Source organism: Clostridium sp. AF50-3, from assembly GCF_003477445.1.
GTDB classification, from domain to species: Bacteria; Bacillota; Clostridia; order Lachnospirales; family Lachnospiraceae; genus Otoolea; species Otoolea fessa.
Window position 1 is genome coordinate 1 of the sequence record NZ_QUDH01000028.1, and the last position, 17966, is coordinate 17966.

General features: G+C 55.4%; 14 protein-coding genes and 7 pseudogenes. All 21 read left to right on the top strand.

Annotation, left to right across the window (positions count from 1 at the left end):
• Positions 1 to 261: pseudogene (locus DW085_RS18120) on the top strand (DUF87 domain-containing protein); the annotation flags it as partial.
• A 187-nt stretch (positions 262 to 448) separates the two neighbouring features.
• Complete coding sequence (locus tag DW085_RS18125) at positions 449 to 1228, top strand: DUF134 domain-containing protein (protein WP_117796820.1); 780 nt, start codon at positions 449 to 451, stop codon at positions 1226 to 1228.
• Between the two features lies 1 nt (position 1229).
• Entirely contained in the window at positions 1230 to 1886 is a 657-nt protein-coding gene (locus tag DW085_RS18130; protein ID WP_107000764.1) for a Crp/Fnr family transcriptional regulator, read from the top strand.
• Positions 1887 to 1965: 79 nt separating this feature from the next.
• Positions 1966 to 2507 (top strand): annotated as a pseudogene (rbr, locus tag DW085_RS18135) (rubrerythrin).
• A gap of 20 nt (positions 2508 to 2527) precedes the next feature.
• Positions 2528 to 2902: a desulfoferrodoxin family protein gene (locus DW085_RS18140; protein WP_107000762.1), complete on the top strand. Its 375-nt coding sequence runs from the start codon at positions 2528 to 2530 to the stop codon at positions 2900 to 2902.
• A 76-nt stretch (positions 2903 to 2978) separates the two neighbouring features.
• Positions 2979 to 3191, top strand: a complete 213-nt coding sequence (locus DW085_RS18145; protein ID WP_107000761.1) for a DUF6219 family protein — start codon at positions 2979 to 2981, stop codon at positions 3189 to 3191.
• Positions 3192 to 3280: 89 nt separating this feature from the next.
• On the top strand, positions 3281 to 3439 hold the full coding sequence (locus tag DW085_RS18150; protein WP_107000760.1) for a rubredoxin: 159 nt from the start codon (positions 3281 to 3283) through the stop codon (positions 3437 to 3439).
• Positions 3440 to 3571: 132 nt separating this feature from the next.
• Positions 3572 to 3817 (top strand): ferredoxin-thioredoxin reductase catalytic domain-containing protein, encoded by a 246-nt coding sequence (locus tag DW085_RS18155; protein WP_107001011.1) that lies wholly within the window; start codon positions 3572 to 3574, stop codon positions 3815 to 3817.
• A 12-nt stretch (positions 3818 to 3829) separates the two neighbouring features.
• Positions 3830 to 4033 (top strand): 4Fe-4S binding protein, encoded by a 204-nt coding sequence (locus DW085_RS18160; RefSeq protein ID WP_107000759.1) that lies wholly within the window; start codon positions 3830 to 3832, stop codon positions 4031 to 4033.
• Positions 4030 to 4605 (top strand): 4Fe-4S binding protein, encoded by a 576-nt coding sequence (locus tag DW085_RS18165; RefSeq protein WP_117796821.1) that lies wholly within the window; start codon positions 4030 to 4032, stop codon positions 4603 to 4605. The genes DW085_RS18160 and DW085_RS18165 overlap by 4 nt, the downstream gene beginning before the upstream one ends.
• A 28-nt stretch (positions 4606 to 4633) precedes the next feature.
• Positions 4634 to 4954 (top strand): thioredoxin, encoded by a 321-nt coding sequence (gene trxA / locus DW085_RS18170; RefSeq protein WP_107000757.1) that lies wholly within the window; start codon positions 4634 to 4636, stop codon positions 4952 to 4954.
• On the top strand, positions 4951 to 6645 hold the full coding sequence (locus DW085_RS18175; RefSeq protein WP_118469097.1) for an FAD-dependent oxidoreductase: 1695 nt from the start codon (positions 4951 to 4953) through the stop codon (positions 6643 to 6645). Before trxA ends, DW085_RS18175 begins: the two co-directional genes overlap by 4 nt.
• Positions 6642 to 7313: a GTP pyrophosphokinase family protein gene (locus DW085_RS18180; protein WP_107000755.1), complete on the top strand. Its 672-nt coding sequence runs from the start codon at positions 6642 to 6644 to the stop codon at positions 7311 to 7313. Before DW085_RS18175 ends, DW085_RS18180 begins: the two co-directional genes overlap by 4 nt.
• A 343-nt stretch (positions 7314 to 7656) precedes the next feature.
• Positions 7657 to 8088 (top strand): Rrf2 family transcriptional regulator, encoded by a 432-nt coding sequence (locus tag DW085_RS18185; protein WP_015553424.1) that lies wholly within the window; start codon positions 7657 to 7659, stop codon positions 8086 to 8088.
• A 22-nt stretch (positions 8089 to 8110) separates the two neighbouring features.
• Positions 8111 to 10024: an acyl-CoA dehydrogenase family protein gene (locus DW085_RS18190; RefSeq protein WP_107000754.1), complete on the top strand. Its 1914-nt coding sequence runs from the start codon at positions 8111 to 8113 to the stop codon at positions 10022 to 10024.
• Between the two features lie 22 nt (positions 10025 to 10046).
• Positions 10047 to 11251 (top strand): annotated as a pseudogene (locus DW085_RS18195) (FprA family A-type flavoprotein).
• A gap of 170 nt (positions 11252 to 11421) precedes the next feature.
• Positions 11422 to 13936, top strand: a pseudogene (locus tag DW085_RS18200) (ribonucleoside-diphosphate reductase subunit alpha).
• A gap of 10 nt (positions 13937 to 13946) precedes the next feature.
• Positions 13947 to 14989 (top strand): annotated as a pseudogene (locus DW085_RS18205) (ribonucleotide-diphosphate reductase subunit beta).
• A 37-nt stretch (positions 14990 to 15026) separates the two neighbouring features.
• Positions 15027 to 16207: pseudogene (locus DW085_RS18210) on the top strand (FprA family A-type flavoprotein).
• Positions 16208 to 16368: 161 nt separating this feature from the next.
• Positions 16369 to 16691, top strand: a pseudogene (locus tag DW085_RS20735) (thioredoxin domain-containing protein).
• A gap of 14 nt (positions 16692 to 16705) precedes the next feature.
• Positions 16706 to 17635 carry a thioredoxin-disulfide reductase gene (trxB, locus tag DW085_RS18220; RefSeq protein WP_118494270.1) on the top strand — a complete coding sequence of 310 codons (930 nt, stop codon included), beginning with the start codon at positions 16706 to 16708 and terminating at the stop codon, positions 17633 to 17635.
• The last annotated feature ends 331 nt before the right edge of the window (positions 17636 to 17966 follow it).

Consider the following 17966-nt stretch of genomic DNA (forward strand, 5'->3'; position numbering starts at 1 on the left):
CCTGATTATGGTTGACCGGAAAAAGCTCAAAAACCCCAACGGGCTGATTCTGGGTACTCCCGGTTCCGGTAAATCCTTCTCTGCCAAGCGAGAAATCGCCAATGCGTTTCTGGTGACGGATGACGATGTAATTGTGTGCGATCCGGAAGCCGAGTACACGGCACTGGTGAAGAAATTTTAGGGGCAGGTTATTAAAATCAGCCTTCCAGCGCGCAGTATATCAACCCGATGGACATCAATGCGAACTATTCGGAAGAGGATACCCTGCGAAGTTCTGTCAAATGTAGATAATCTGACAATACGAACATGGCTCACACGTAGTCTTCGACACCGAATATCAGCCAGCACACATATGAGGACGGAAAATGTAGCAGCTTTTGAAAAATTGCTTTTTCTGCTCAAAGTGCTATAATTGGAATATACCGAATACAAAGGGAGGAAAGCTCCCATGCCAAGACCGCCACGGTGCCGTCGAATTTGTGGCGTACCACAGGTCGATACATTCTGTCCTAACGGGTGCGAGAATACCGAGCCGATCCTGCTGACGCTGGACGAATACGAGGTCATTCGGCTGGTTGACTTGGAGCAGCAAACCCACGAGCAGTGTGCCGCTCAAATGGAGATTTCCCGCTCTACCGTGCAGGAGATTTACGAAAGCGCACGGAGCAAGATCGTAGCGTGTCTTGTCCACGGGAAACCGCTGCACATCACCGGGGGAAACTACCGCATCTGCGGAGGACAGGAGGCAGCTCACTGCGGCCGTTGCTGCCGGATGCAGAGAGCCAACATGGAAAAATCAGGCAAAACTTGCAAAGGAGATTCCATTATGAAAATTGCAGTTACCTATGACAACGGTCAGATCTTTCAGCATTTCGGTCACACCGAGCAGTTCAAGCTTTATGAATCTGTGGACGGCAAAATCGTCCATGCGGAAGTCGTTGATACCAACGGCAGCGGTCACGGCGCACTGGCAGGATTCCTGATGCAGAACGGCGTGGACACTTTGATTTGCGGAGGCATCGGCGGCGGTGCGCAGGCAGCACTCGCCGAAGCGGGCATCAAGCTCTACGGCGGTGTCAGCGGGGACGCTGACGCGGCGGTGAGCGCATTGCTCAACGGAAGTTTGGGCTACGATCCCAATGTTCACTGTGACCACCATGACCATGAACACGGCGAGGCTGGTCACTCCTGCGGTGACCACGGCTGCGGCAAGCATAGCTGCCATTGATATGGAACGCACACTGACACAACTTCCGTTCTGGTCATCCTTGACCGAACGCGAAATGGACACACTACGCCGAAGTGCCTTTGTCCGTCATTATAAAAAGGGTGCGTTCGTTCACAGCAGCGACAATGAATGTCTCGGAATGCTGTTTATTCTTTCCGGCGAGATCCGCACCTATCTTCTCTCTGATGAGGGGCGGGAGGTAACGCTGTTCCGCCTGTATCCGGGCGAACTATGCGTGCTTTCCGCCTCCTGCGTGATCAGTCAGATCACCTTTGATACACAAATGACTGCCGGAATGGATACGGACATTCTGATTATCTCTGCAAATGTCATTGCTGCACTCAAGGAGAAAAATCTCCATGTCCGCTGTTTTCTTTATGAACTGGCAACGAAACGGTTTTCTGATGTGATGTGGGCGATGCAGCAGATTATGTTCAAGGGATTGGATCAGCGGCTGGCAGAATTTCTCTTTGCCGAAGCGGAACGTACCGGCTCCGACACGATACGCATGACCCATGAGCAGATCGCCCAGCACATCAGCTCGGCACGGGAGGCAGTGGCACGGATGCTCAAAAGCTTCTCGGAGGACGGGCTGGTGGAGCTGAAGCGTGGTGCAATCACGCTGCGGGATAAGAACAGACTAAATCGTCTAAAATAAAAAGAAATGTGACTTCGTTACAGAAGAAAATCATAGATTTGCTACAATAAAAGCAGAAAAACAGGAAGGAGTATCCGCCATGAAAGAAACGAAATACGCAGGAACTCAAACCGAAAAAAACCTGATGGCTGCCTTTGCCGGTGAGTCCGAGGCGCGCAACAAATACACCTATTTTGCATCCAAGGCCAAGAAGGAAGGCTACGAGCAGATCGCGGCGCTGTTCCTCAAAACCGCTGATAATGAGAAGGAACACGCCAAGCTGTGGTTCAAAGAGCTGAACGGCATTGGCGACACCGCCGAAAACCTTCTCTCCGCCGCTGAGGGCGAGAACTACGAGTGGACGGATATGTACGACGCTTTGCCAAAACCGCCGACGAGGAGGGTTTCCATGAGCTGGCCCAGCGTTTCCGCCTGGTAGCCGCCATTGAAAAGCATCATGAGGAGCGCTACCGTGCCCTGCTGCACAATGTGGAGATGGCGGAGGTCTTCGCCAAGAGTGAGGTCAAGGTATGGGAGTGCCGCAACTGCGGGCATATCGTGATCGGTGAGAAAGCACCGGAGGTCTGCCCGACCTGCAACCATCCCCAGAGCTACTTTGAAATTCACGCAGAAAACTATTAAAGAGAAAAGGAGAACGAATCATGGAGCAGAAGTTTTACATTTGCAAGCATTGCGGCAACATCATTGCCAAGGTCAAGGACACGGGCGTTCCCGTCATCTGTTGCGGTGAGCCGATGAGCGAGATCATCCCCGGTACCACCGACGCCGCCGTGGAGAAGCACGTCCCTGTCTGGACTGTGGAAAACGGCATCGTTCATGTCAAGGTCGGCTCCGTAGAGCATCCCATGCTGCCGGAGCACTACATCGAGTGGGTGTCCCTCCACACCAATCAGGGCAACCAGCGCAAGGAACTGCACCCGGGCGAGAAGCCGGAGGTCTGCTTTGCGCTCTGCGAGGGCGACGAAGTCGAGGCGGTCTACGCCTACTGCAACCTCCACAGTCTGTGGAAAGCGTGATCGTTCCGCGCATGGTATCTTAGAACCAACATAGAGAACTGAATGTCATGTATTGCAGGCAGGAGGCAAACAAGTCATGAAAGCACATAAATATTGGTCAATCGGAGCGGTAATTACCATGTTTGGAACTTTTTGCACTGGATATAAAGGCTCAAAAACAACGCATAAGTACCTTGCGCTTAGTTCCTTGATCTGCATGGTTATGGCAGTATATACGGGTCATAAAATGATTTCAGGGAATAAGAAAACAAAGAGAGTAAAACAAGCGGAAGCTGTGGATATTCTTTGAGTAAGATAGGAATCGTTATTGTTTCTGATGACGATAAAGTCGGGCTAATGTTGTGTGCGAAATAAAAAACAAGAAAGAAGAATTTCATTATGAAATATGTATGCGATGTGTGTGGTTGGGAATACGACGAAGAAAATGGCTATCCGGAAGGCGGCATTGCACCGGGTACAAAATGGGAAGATATTCCGGATGATTTTGAATGCCCCTTATGTTTTGTTGGCAAAGACCAGTTTTCTGTGGCTGAGTAAGGAAGCACAACAAAACCTATAAACAAAGAGCCGTGAAGCAGTATGTAAGATACCGCTTCACGGCTCTTTCTCACTTATATAAAAATTTGCCGTAACGTAACCTCGTCACAGAAAAATGCTTTGTACTGCGGTATGATAAAGCCACAATCAATCAACAAGAAAGAGGTGGCGAACATGAAAATCAAGCTCAATTCCGATCAGGAGATTGTCAGCACCATCAGAGAAGGACTCAAGCGCACCGGCGGGTACTGCCCCTGCCGCAGGGAGAGCACAGAGGCGACCAAATGTATGTGCCAGGAGTTTAAGGATCAAATTGCAGATCCGGGCTTCGAGGGATTCTGCCACTGTATGCTCTATTACAAATCCTTGCAGGATTAAGGGAGGAACGCTATGCTGTCAAAGAAACTGGCCGCCATAGATAAGACGCGGTGCGTCGCCTGCGGCGTGTGTGAAAATACCTGTCCACTGGGGGCCGTCAAGGTGCGCCGCGGCTGCTACGCCGCTGTGGAGGCGGAACGATGCGTAGGCTGCGGCAAGTGCGCAAAGATCTGTCCCGTCGGCTGCATTGAGGTGAAAGTGAGGGCTGACGCATGAAAGTAAAGCATTGGTACGATTACCTGTGGGTATATGCAATCATCTATTTTGCACTGGGCTTTTTCAATATCCTGTTCGCGTGGCTGGGCATGATCGATTTTCTTCTGCCGCTGTTCTTAGCCATCTTTGGTGGGAACAAATACTTTTGCAACCACCTCTGCGGACGGGGTCAACTGTTCAGCAAGCTAGGGACAGACCTTAAATGCTCCCGCTGCAAGCCCACGCCCCGCTGGATGTCCTCCAAGTGGTTCCGTTATGGCTTTTTGATCTTTTTCCTGACGATGTTCGGCAACATGGTGTTTCAGACATATCTGGTCGCTGCGGGTACTTCGTCCCTGCGGGAGGCCATTAAGCTGTTCTGGACCTTCCGTGTGCCGTGGGGCTGGGCCTACACCGCCGGAACGGTGACAGACTGGGTAGCCCAATTCAGCTTCGGCTTTTACAGCCTCATGCTGACCTCGCTGCTCATCGGCCTCATCGTCATGGTGCTCTACAAGCCCCGTACATGGTGTGCCTTCTGCCCCATGGGAACCATGACGCAGGGGATTTGCAAGCTGAAAAACAAAGAATAAACAAAGATAACAGAAAGGAGCCTTACTCATGGCTGAACTGAAAATTACTGCTGCGAATTTTGAAAATGAGGTACTGCGTTCCGACAAGCCCATTTTGCTGGACTTCTACGCCGACTGGTGCGGACCGTGCAAAATGCTCTCTCCCATACTGCATGAGCTTGCCGAAGAAAAAAGCGGCGCGCTCAAGGTGGGAAAGGTCAATGTGGACGAGCAGATGGAGCTGGCAATGCGTTTTCAGGTGTCCAGTATCCCGATGCTGGTCGTATTCAAGGATGGAAAGGCCGTTGCCAAATCGGTGGGCTATCGGCCTAAGTCGGAGATTGCCGCAATGGTGGAGGGCGCAAGATGAAAGTTGTAATCGTAGGCGGTGTGGCGGGCGGTGCTTCTGCCGCCGCCCGCATCCGCCGTTTGGATGAACACGCGCAGATCATCATGATCGAGCGCAGCGGCTATGTGTCCTATGCCAACTGCGGTCTGCCGTATTATGTGGGCGGTGTGATCAAGGAGCAGGAAGAATTGACGCTGCAAACTCCGGAGAGCTTTTGGGATCGCTTTCGCATTGATGTGCGAGTACGGCAGGAAGTAACTGCGATCAATCCCGCAGAGAAAATCGTCACCGTCCACGCACTGGACAGCGGGAAGGTCTACACGGAAACCTATGACAAACTGCTTCTTGCCCCCGGCGCAAAGCCGACGATTCCTGCGCTTTCCGGTGTGGACAGCGAGCGGGTCTTTACCCTGCGCACCGTGGAAGACACCCTCCGCATTCGACGCTTTGTAGAGGATCAGAAGCCGAAAACCGCTGTTTTGGCTGGCGGCGGCTTTATCGGTCTGGAAATGGCGGAAAACCTTGTGGAGATGGGCGTTTCGGTTACCATCGTCCAGCGTCTGAAGCAGCTATTAGCGCCGCTGGATGCGGATATGGCCAGCTTTGTCCATGCGGAAATGCGCAGACACGGTGTGGCTCTGCGGTTGGATGAAACCGTCACCGGATTCCGACAGGACGGAGATTCCGTGCTGACGCTGCTGGAGGAAAGTGAGCCGCTGCGCTCCGACATGGTGCTGCTGGCCATCGGCGTCACGCCGGACACCCATCTGGCAAAAGAGGCCGGACTTGAGCTGGGCATCCGGGGCAGCATCGCTGTCAACGAGCGGATGGAAACCTCCGTGCCGGATATCTACGCTGTGGGCGATGCCGTAGAGGTCACCCATTTCGTGACCGGCCAAAAAGCATTGATCTCGCTGGCGGGGCCTGCCAACAAGCAGGGACGCATTGCCGCTGACAATATCTGCGGCGGAAACAGCCGCTTTCACGGCTCTCAGGGCTCGTCTGTTCTGAAACTGTTTGGCTTGACAGCGGCCTCCACGGGGATCAATGAGAAGGCAGCGCAGGCAGCAGGGATCGCTTACGACAAAGTCGTATTATTCCCGGCATCCCACGCTATCTATTATCCCGGCGCACAGTCTATGGCAATGAAGGTGATGTATGAAAAAGAAAGCCTGCGGCTGCTGGGTGCGCAGATCGTTGGCGGCGAGGGCGTGGACAAGCGCATTGATGTACTGGCAACGGCCATTCGCGCAAAAATGACAGCCTTGGAACTGACGGAGCTTGACCTTTCCTATGCGCCGCCCTATTCCTCTGCCAAAGACCCGGTCAATATGGCCGGTTTTATGATCGAGGATTTGGAGAGCGGGAAGGTACGGCAGTTCCATTGGAATGAGGTTGAGGACTTGCCTTGCGATGGCAATGCGACACTGCTGGATGTCCGTACAGAAGGCGAATATCGGCGTGGGCACTTGAATGGATTCCGCAATATTCCACTGGACGATCTGCGGGAGCATTTGGACGAGTTAGACCGGGGTAAGCCTGTTTATGTGAATTGCCAGACAGGGCTTCGCAGTTATCTGGCCTGCCGACTTTTGACGCAGTACGGTTTCACCTGTTCCCATCTCTCCGGCGGATACAGTTTTTATCAGGTCGTAATACAAGAGCGGCAGACAGCGCGGAGCGCCTATCCCTGCGGAATGGAGAAGCTATGAGTGAGAATTTATTTGGCTTGACGGTTGCGGCAGATAAAGGCTTAGATGATTTGCAGTGCCAGCGCCTTTTAAGCGAAAATCGCAGGTATCAGGAAGTCATGCTGCAATACCGATGTGCGCTGAAAGCACTGGAAAGCAGGTTGGAAATTCTAAACGAAGAGTTTTCATTGCAGCATGATCGCAATCCGATAGAAAGTATAAAAAGCCGCTTGAAGTCGCCGTCCAGCATTATGAATAAGATGCAGAAACGCGGACTTCCTCTGGATTTTCCGACCATGCAGACAAATATCATGGATATTGCCGGTGTGCGGGTGATCTGCTCTTTCGAGGAGGATGTGTTCTTTTTGGCAAAGTGCTTAAAAAAACAGTCTGACATTGAAATCATCACAGAGAAAGATTATATTTCACACCCTAAGCCAAATGGCTATCGCAGTCTGCACCTGACGCTCCGGCTGCCGGTATTCTTTGCGGAAAAAGTGATCCATGTGCCGGTGGAGATACAACTCCGTACAATCGCTATGGACTTCTGGGCAAGCCTTGAGCATACCATCCGCTATAAGAAAAACTTGCCGATAAATGCTGAAGTCGAAACTGAACTGAAAGAGTGCGCCGATTCCAGCAGAGAATGGGACGGTAAGATGGAACATTTACTGCATATCATAACATAATGTGTCGAATATAAAATGAAAAGCACGCACTTTGGTGCTTGCCTTGGACTTGCCAGGGACCGCCTTATCCGCCTTGGGTGGGCGACCCCTGCGAGCCCCAACCAATTTCTCCGCTTTCTGGTTTTCAGGCATAGTCTTTTCTGCTTTCGGCGGACTGCCACGGCACAGCTTTTTCGGCTTCTATATTGTAAGGAACATGGCTTTTCGCTGAATGGAAAGCGAAGCTGACCCGGGCTGGAGCGGTCTGTGTTAAAACGATATATTTTTTTGGAAATTATCTTGATAAAATTTATCAAGATTGATATAATGGCATTAACAAGCAAGCGAAAAGAGGATGTGGAGCATGATCATCACCAAAGAGACGGACTACGCACTGCGCATTTTGCGGGTGCTGCTGGACGGGGAGAAGCATTCGGTGGCCGAGATGTCGGAAACGGAATTGATCCCCAATCAGTTTGCCTACCAGATTCTGCGCAAGCTCTCCGCCGGCAATTTGGTGCGGGTGAGCCGCGGCGCCCTCGGCGGCTGCGCGCTGTCCTGCGATCTGGACGCGACCTCCCTCTACGATCTCATGGGGGTCGTGGGGGAGCGGGGCATCCTGTGCGCCTGCATGGAGCCGGGATATGAATGCCGCTGGCAGGACAAGCATGGGCGGTGCGCCATCCACTGTCAGCTGGCGGCCTTGCAGCAAAAGCAGGACGAGGCGTTCCGTGCCGTGAGCCTGCGCAGGCTGCTGACCGGCGGATCCGATCCCCAAGATACAAGCAAGCTGTAAAATTTTAAGAGGAGGTACCCATATGCTGTTTCAAACCACGGCGGCGCACGAAGAGCTGCGCGCGAAGATCCGGAGTTTTGCGGAGGAGGAGATCAAGCCCCTCGCATTTTTAATGGATCAGAACAATGAGTTTCCCGAGGAGGCTGTCAAGAAGCTGGGTAAGCTGGGCTGGATGGGCATTCCCTACCCCAAGGAGTACGGCGGTGCCGGTCTTGATGCCCTGAGCTACGCCATCGCGGTGGAGGAGCTGGCCCGTGTGGACGGCGGCGCGGGCGTAATCCTCTCCGCCCACGTCTCCCTCGGCTCATGGCCCATTTTCGCCTATGGCACCGAGGAGCAGAAGAAGAAATATCTGGTTCCGCTGGCCAAGGGCGAGAAGATCGGCGCCTTCGGCCTCACGGAGTCCAACGCCGGATCCGACGCCGGCGGCACGGAGACCACGGCGCTGGATAAGGGGGACTACTACCTCCTCAACGGCGGCAAGATCTTCATTACCAACGCCCCTAAGGCGGACACCTATGTGGTTTTCGCCGTCACCACGCCGGACATCGGCACCCGGGGCATCTCCGCTTTCATCGTGGAGAAGGGCTGGAAGGGCTTTGAGTTCGGCGACCACTATGACAAGATGGGCATTCGCTCCTCCTCCACGGCGGAGCTGATCTTCAACGACGTGAAGGTTCCCAAGGAAAACCTATTGGGCAAGGAGGGCGAGGGCTTCAAGATTGCCATGTCCACGCTGGACGGCGGACGCATCGGCATCGCCGCGCAGGCGCTGGGCATCGCCCAAGGCGCGTTTGAGCACGCGTTGAGCTATTCCAAGGAGCGCGTCCAGTTCGGCAAGCCCATCGCGGCCCAGCAGAGCATCGCCTTCAAGCTGGCGGATATGGCCACCAAGCTGCGCTGCGCCCGGTTCCTCATCTACTCCGCGGCGGAGCTGAAGGAGCAGCACGCGCCTTACGGCATGGAGTCCGCCATGGCGAAGATGTACGCCTCGGACATCGCGCTGGAGGTCACCAACGATGCCTTGCAGATCCACGGCGGCAGTGGCTTCCTCAAGGGCATGGAGGTGGAACGGGCCTACCGCGACGCCAAGATCACCACCATCTACGAGGGCACTAACGAGATCCAGCGGGTGGTCATCGCCTCTCATCTGGTGGGCAGGCTGGGCAAGAGCTCCGGCGGCGAGAGCCGTTCGGCGGCCAAGAAACCCGCGCCCATCACCGGCATTCGCAAAAAGACCATCTTCCGGGAAGGGGATGCTGCCCAGCAGGTGGCCGACCTTGTAGCGGCGCTGAAGAAGGATGGTCACGACTTCTCCGTGGGCATCCCTATGGATACGCCCATCCCGCAGGCGGAGCGGGTGGTCTCCGCGGGCAAGGGCATCGGGGAGAAAAAGAACATGAAACTGGTAGAGTCGCTGGCCAAGGCTGCCGGCGCGGCCATCGGTTCTTCCCGCCCTGTGGCGGAGACTCTCAAATATCTGCCGCTGAACCGCTATGTGGGTATGTCCGGTCAGAAGTTCACCGGCAATCTGTACATCGCCTGTGGCATCTCCGGCGCATCCCAGCACCTTAAGGGCATCAAGGACGCCTCCACCATCGTGGCCATCAATAAGAACGGTAACGCGCCTATCTTCAAGAACTGCGACTACGGCATCGTGGGCGATGTGGAGGAGATCCTGCCCCTGCTCACTGCTGCGCTGGATAGCGGCGAAAAGCTGCCCGCGCCGCCTATGGTAAAGATGAAGCGGCCCACACCGCCGAAGCCCGCCCCCATCGGCGACCGCTACGTCTGCAGCGGCTGCGGCTACGAGTATGTGCCGGAGTTGGGCGACGAGGACGGCGAGATCGCGCCGGGTACGCTCTTTGAGCAGCTTCCCGCCGAGTGGGTGTGCCCGGAGTGCGCGGAGACGAAGGATCAATTTGTAAAGGCTTGAGCCGTGAAGGAGGTAAGATAAGATGTATTGCGTGCGTAAAGTAACAAACGACCTCTACTGGGTGGGCGCCAACGACCATCGCCTGGCCCTGTTTGAAAACTGCTTTCCCATTCCCCGGGCGTAAGCTACAACGCTTACTGCCTGCTGGATGAAAAGACGGTGCTCTTTGACACGGTGGACTGGTCTGCCTGCCGCCAGCTTTTGGAAAATCTGGCGTATGTGCTGGATGGCCGCGAGCTGGACTACCTGCTGGTCAACCATCTGGAGCCGGATCACGCCGCCTGCATCGAGGAGATCCTGCTGCGCCATCCTAAGGTGAAGCTGATCTCCAACGAGAAGGCATTCATGCTCATGCGGCAGTTCGGCTTCCATGTGGACGGACATGAGTGCATCGAGGTGAAGGAGGGCGACACCTTCTCCTTTGGCAAGCACACCGTCACCTTTGTGGGCGCGCCTATGGTTCACTGGCCGGAGGCCATGGTGACCCTCGACGTCACCGACGGCGTCCTCTTTTCCGCCGACGCCTTCGGCACCTTCGGCGCGCTGGACGGTAAGCTGTTCGCCGACGAGGTGGACTTCGAGCGGGACTGGCTGGACGACGCCCGCCGCTATCTCACCAACATCGTGGGCAAGTACGGCCCCCACATCCAGCTCCTGCTGAAAAAGGCCGGCGGCGTTTTGGATCAGATCCAGTACATCTGCCCGCTCCACGGCCCCGTGTGGCGCAAGGATCTGGGCTGGTTCATCGAAAAGTACGACACATGGAGCCGCTATGCCCCTGAGACCCAGGGCGTGCTCATCGTCTACGCCTCCATGTACGGCAACACGGAGAACGCGGCGCAGGCGCTGGCGGCGTCGCTCTGCGATAAGGGCATGAGCAAGGTGGCGATGTACGATGTGTCCTCCACTCATGTCTCCCAGCTGATCTCCGAGGCGTTTAAGTACAGTCACATTGTCCTGGCCTCTGTGACCTACAATCTCGGCATCTACCCCGCCATGCATGACTTCCTCATGGATATGAAGGCACTGAATCTGCAAAACCGCACCTTTGCCATCATTGAAAACGGCTCATGGGCGGTGAAGTCCGGTGACCTCATGCAGAAATTTGTCAACGATGAGCTTAAGAACATGACGGTGCTCAACGAGCGGCTCAGCCTCGCCTCGTCCATGGGCACGGACAAGCGCACTGAGCTGGAAGCACTGGCGGACGCATTCTGGAATCTATGAAGTAACTGGCAGGAAAGCCAAAACCAAGACAACAGACAACAAACAGCCCCGCCGTGTCGGCTGCAGAAAAACCGGCTTTCAAAAATAGAGCGGGCAAGCGTGATACTGCGCTTGCCCGCTCTTTGCCCAAAAGGACATGAAAAGTGACCGGAGAAGATGAGAGGATCGAAATGGAGATCAGAAAACGAAACGGGAAGTCTGTTCCTTTTCAACAGGAGAAAATTTTCAACGCCATGAAAAAAGCGTTTGATGGACAGGGAAGGGAGATTGGGGGCGGAGAACTGGAGGAGATCCTCGCCGCCGTTCTCAACAATCTCTCCGTCACAGTACCGCTCACCGTGGAACGTGTGCAGGACGAGGTGGAGCGGACGCTCATGGAGCGCGGACACTATGAGGTGGCCAAGGCGTACATCCTCTATCGCGAAAAGCGGTCTGCGCTGCGCCGCGTCCGGCATACCATCGCGCAGACGGTGGGGGATAACTCGCTTGACGAGGTGCTGCGCCGTATCCAGATGGATTTTACCGAGGAAATCTACTCCCTCGCGGCGCTTCAAATGAAGTTTGAGAGCTTCTGTCGCCCGGGCATGACGGAGGATGAGAGGGCTGAGGCACTGACCAAGGCAGCGGTAGAGCTGACTACGGCAGAGGCACCCAAGTGGGAGTTCATCGCGGCGCGGCTTCTGAACCACTCCTTTCGCTGTCGCAACGCACAGGAATGGGAGGGGCGCGGCGTCGGCGACCTCTATGGCAGGCTTCGCTATCTGACGGATAAGGGACTCTACGGTGACTATATTCTTGCCCACTATACCCACGAGGAGATCGCTATGGCGGAGGACTTTCTCTGCCCGGAACGGGACGAGTTGTTCACCTACTCCGGCCTTGACCTGCTGCTCAAACGCTATGTGATCCAGTCACGCAGCCGCGTGCTGCTGGAAACACCGCAGGAGATGTTTTTGGGTATCGCGCTGCATCTTGCTATGAACGAAGGCTCTGACCGCATGGGGTGGGTAAAACGCTTTTACGATATGCTCAGCCGTATGGAGGTCACGATGGCGACACCTACCATGTCCAACGCACGAAAGCCCTACCATCAGCTTTCAAGCTGCTTTGTGGACACTGTGCCGGACAGTCTGGACGGCATCTACCGCTCGCTGGACAACTTCGCAAAGGTCTCTAAATTTGGCGGTGGAATGGGGATGTACTTCGGTAAGGTGCGCGCTGCAGGCAGCACCATCCGTGGCTTTCAAGGGGCGGCGGGCGGTGTTATCCGCTGGATCCGGTTGGTCAACGACACCGCCGTGGCGGTGGATCAGTTGGGGATGCGGCAGGGCGCTGCGGCGGTTTACTTAGACGCATGGCACCGGGATCTGCCTGAATTCCTTCAACTGCGCACCAACAACGGCGACGACCGCATGAAGGCGCATGATGTGTTTCCCGCCGTGTGCTATCCGGATCTCTTCTGGCGACTGGCGGAGGAGAACATAGACGCGCCGTGGCATCTCATGTGTCCGCATGAGATCCTCACGGTCAAGGGCTACGCACTGGAGGATTACTGGGGTACGGAATGGGAGAAGCGGTATCTGGACTGCGTCAATGACCCGCGCATCGAAAAGCGCAGCGTCACCGTCAAGGACATCGTGCGCTGGTGCTTCGCTCGGCAGTGGAGACCGGCACGCCCTTCGCCTTCAACCGCGACAGCGTAAATCGTATGAACCCAAACGGCCACACGGGAATGATCTATTGCTCCAATCTCTGCACGGAGATCGCACAGAACATGGCGCCCATCGAGCATATCAGCACTGAGGTGCACACGGAGAACGGCGACACAGTGGTGGTGACGGCCACACTCCCCGGTGAGTTTGTGGTCTGCAACCTGGCGAGTCTGTCTCTCGGTAATCTGGCGGTGGAGGACGAGGCTATATGGAACGCACGGTGGAAACGGCCATCCGCGCACTGGATAATGTGATCGACCTCAACTTCTACCCGTTGGAATACGCGCGGCTTACCAATCAGAAGTACCGCAGCATCGGCCTGGGCGTCAGCGGCTACCACCACATGCTGGCAAAGCGCGGCATCCGATGGGAGAGCGATGAGCACCTTGCCTTCACCGATGCGGTATTCGAGCATATCAACTACGCCGCCGTCAAGGCGGACACAGCACTGGCACGGGAAAAGGGCCGCTATGAGCTCTTTGAGGGCAGCGACTGGCAGACAGGCGCGTATTTTGAAAAGCGAGGTTATACCTCAGAAAAGTGGCGGGCGCTTGCGGAAACGGTGGCGGTGCAGGGAATGCGCAACGCCTATCTGCTGGCTGTCGCACCCACTTCCAGCACATCCATCCTCTCCGGCACGTCGGCGGGCATCGATCCAATTATGAAGAAATTCTTTTTAGAGGAAAAAAAGGGCAGCATGCTGCCCCGCGTTGCTCCGGAGCTTTCTATGGATACATGGTGGTACTATAAGGCGGCGCATCTGATCGACCAAAGCTGGTCGGTACGCGCCGCGGGCTTTCGCCAGAGACATATTGACCAGGCGCAGAGCATGAATCTCTATATCACCAACGACTATTCCATGCGTCAGGTGCTCAGACTGTATTTGGAGGCGTGGAGGGCCGGCGTCAAGACCATTTATTATGTCCGCAGCAAGGCCCTTGAGGTCGAGGCCTGTGAAAGCTGCTCGTCATAAGGAGGATAGCATGATGGAACTGAAGAAAAAGCCCCTCTTTAACCCGGAGGGCGACCTTGATGTGCGCCTGCGGCGCATGATCGGCGGCAATACCACCAACCTCAACGACTTCAACAATATGAAGTACGCTTGGGTCAGCGACTGGTACCGGCAGGCCATGAACAACTTTTGGATCCCTGAGGAGATCAATCTCTCGCAGGATGTGAAGGACTATCCCCGCCTGCTGTCAGCCGAGCGCAGCGCCTACGATAAAATTCTGAGTTTTCTTGTCTTTTTGGATTCCATTCAGACAGCGAACCTGCCTAATATCGGCGCCTACATTACAGCCAACGAGGTCAATCTCTGCCTGTCCATTCAGGCGTTTCAGGAGTGTGTCCACTCACAGAGCTACAGCTATATGCTCGACACCATCTGTTCCCCCGTGGAGCGCAATGACATCCTCTATCAATGGAAAACGGACGAGCATCTGCTGCGCCGCAACACCTTCATTGGGGACTGCTACAACGAGTTTCAGGAGCGGAAGGACGCTCCCACGCTGCTGCGCGTGATGATGGCGAACTATATTTTGGAGGGCATCTATTTTTACAGCGGCTTTATGTTCTTCTACAATCTCTCCCGAAACGGAAGATGCCCGGCTCGGCGCAGGAGATCCGCTATATAAACCGCGACGAGAACACGCACTTGTGGCTGTTCCGCAATATCATCACGGAGCTGCAAAAGGAGCAGCCGGAGTTGTTCACCGCCGAGAGCGTACAAGCGCTGCGCGAGATGATGCGTGAGGGCGTGGAGCAGGAGATCGCATGGGGGCATTATGTGATCGGCGACGACATCCCGGGGTTGAACCGGCAGATGATTAGCGATTACATCCGCTATCTCGGGAATCTTCGCTGGACGAGCCTTGGCTATCCGGCATTGTATCCGGGCTTTGAGAGCGAACCGGAGAGCATGGAATGGGTCAGCCAGTACGCTGACGCCAATATGGTCAAGACCGATTTCTTTGAGGCACGCAGTACCGCCTACGCCAAGAGCACCGCACTGATAGACGATTTATAAGAAAACCAAAGACATCAGAATAGGAGGTATTTTTTATATGGATATCCGAACGGTAACAGATGCCATCCGCTATGTAGGGGTGGATGATAACACATTGGCACTCTTTGAAAACCAGTACCCCGTCCAGCCTATGGGAGTGAGCTACAACTCCTATGTCATTCTGGACGAGAAAATCGCCGTGATGGACAGCGTGGACGCACGGGCGGCGGAGGAATGGCTTTCCAATGTAGCGCAGGTGTTGGGGGGGCGCAACCCCGATTATCTTGTGGTCACACACATGGAGCCGGATCATTCCGGCAGCCTCATGCGGATAGCGCAAGAGTACCCGGAGATGAAGATCGTGGGAAACGCGAAAACATTTACCCTGATCAAGCAGTTCTTTGGCACGGGTGCATTGTCGGAAGACCGTATGCTGGAGGTTGGCGAGGGCAGCACGATCTCTCTGGGCTCACACCGGCTGCGCTTCCTGCTGGCACCGATGGTACACTGGCCGGAGGTGATGACGGCGTATGAGGAAACGGAAAAAATCCTGTTCTCGGCGGATGCTTCGGACGCTTTGGCTCACTGGAACGGACTGCCCGTGCCCCCTGGGTGCCGCAGGCCCGACGGTATTATTACAATATTATCGGGAAATATGGCGCACAGGTGCAGGCTCTGCTGAAAAAGACCTCCGCGCTGGAGATCCAAACGATCTGCCCGCTCCATGGTCCCGTGCTTACAGAAGGGCTGGAGGAGTGTCTGCGGCTCTATGATCTCTGGTCACAATGGGAACCTGAAGAATCGGAGAGCATACTGATTGCCTACGCATCCATCCATGGAAATACTGCCCATGCGGCGAAGACCCTAAAGGGTAAATTAGAGAAAAAAGGCGTGCAGGTCAGCATATGTGATCTCACTGTGACAGATCTTTCCTACGCTGTTGCCAGTGCGTTCTACTGCGGGAAACTGGTGTTGGCCTGCTCCACTTATGACGGAGGACTGTTCCCGCCCATGAAGGACTTTTTGGATCATTTACAGACAAAGGGATTCCGAAACCGCCGGATCGGCCTCATGGAAAACGGCTCATGGGCCCCTGCTGCCGCGCGGCTGATGCGCGCCGAGTTGGAAAAGATGAAGGAACTCCGACTGTGTGAAACGGAGGTATCGCTGCGCGGCGCACTGAACCAAACCAGCGAAGCGCAGATGGACGCTCTTGTGGCGGAGCTCTGCGCGGAATAAGCTGCAACAAACCGCAGCTATTCTCGTACAGATGATGGTCTTACTCATCTGCTTTATGTCCCAAGGGCAGAGTACCGTCATCTCAGGTTGAGGTCACGATGTGGTGTGGGGCGAGAACGGAGTCTTGAGAATACCCAAACAAAAGAAAGGAGCTGACAGATATGGCAGCTATGAATATGAATCAGGAGCAGTTTGAGCAGGCGACCCGGGGCGAAAAGCCCGTTTTGGTGGATTTCTGGGCGCCTGGTGCGGCTATTGCCGGAGGATCGGCCCTGCGTATGAGAAGATTGGAGAGGAATACGCGGACAGCCTCGTTGTCAGCAAGATCAATATTGACGAGGAGCCGCGGCTGGCGGGGGCCGAGGGGATCGAGGTCATCCCAACTCTGGTGCTGTACCGGAACGGAAAGGCCGTGGATTCCATCACCGCGCCCGGCTCAAAGGCAGAGATCGACCGCTTCATTCAGGAAGCCTTGGCGAAATAACGGAGGATTCAGATATGAACAACAATCATGTTTATGATATGCTCGTGGTGGGCGGCGGCCCGGGCGGCTACACCGCCGCCCTGTACGCGGCCCGGGCGGGGCTGGACACCGTCGTGCTGGAAAAGCTGTCTGCTGGCGGGCAGATGGCCCTGACCGAGCAGATCGACAACTACCCCGGCTTTGAGAACGGGATCGACGGCTTCTCTCTGGCGGAGAAGATGCAAAAGCAGGCGGAGCGTTTTGGGGCACGCAGCGAATACGCGGAAGTTCTCCGCATGGATCTGACGGCGGTTCCCAAGCTCGTGGAGACCAGCGAGGGGATCTTCCGGGGGAAAACCGTGGTGCTGGCCACCGGCGCAGACCCCAGAACGCTGGGCGTTGCCGGAGAGACGGAGCTGTTGGGCCGGGGCGTGGCCTACTGCGCCGCCTGCGATGGGATGTTTTACAAGGACAAAACGGTGGTCGTGGTGGGCGGCGGCAATTCCGCCGCGGCAGATGCCCTCCTTCTCAGCCGCGTGGCGAAAAAGGTGATCCTCGTCCACCGCAGAGACACCCTGCGGGCCACCAAGATCTATCACGAGCCACTGGAACAGGCCGAAAATGTGGAATTCCGCTGGAACAGCACCGTTTCCGCGCTGCTTTCCGGGGACAGGCTGACCGGCGTACGCCTGCGGGACACCGTCACCGGTGAGGAAAGCGTGGTGGACTGCGACGGCGTATTTGTCAGCGTGGGTCGACAGCCCGCCACGGCGCTGGCGGTGGGTCAACTGGCGCTGGACGGCGGCGGCTATATCGTGGCCGGAGAGACCACGGAAACCAGTATTCCCGGCGTTTACGCCGTGGGCGACGTGCGGACGAAGCCCCTCCGTCAGGTGGTCACCGCCGTGGCGGACGGCGCGGTGGCAGTCCACATGGCGGAGAAATATATCGCGGAAAACCGATAAGGAAGGTAGATTGAAAAAGCCATGTTTAAGGTCAGGCCGGATACGACCGCAGTGGGGATGCCGACATATCTGCAAGGAAAACTGCCAGAGTGATGGCAGATAAGATCACCCATGTAAGATCGGGAGATATGTTGTCTCTCCATATCCAGTCCACGCAACAGTGAGCAACTGAACACAAAACACAGCCACAGATGTACTCTGCGGCTGTGCTTTTATGCATAGTACTTACGGAAAGGATTCGATGAGCAGATTTCTGTGATACGGATTTTGGATTCTCGCAGAGAGGAATTTCGATTGAGTAAAGCATATGAGCAGAAAATTGACGTGGTAA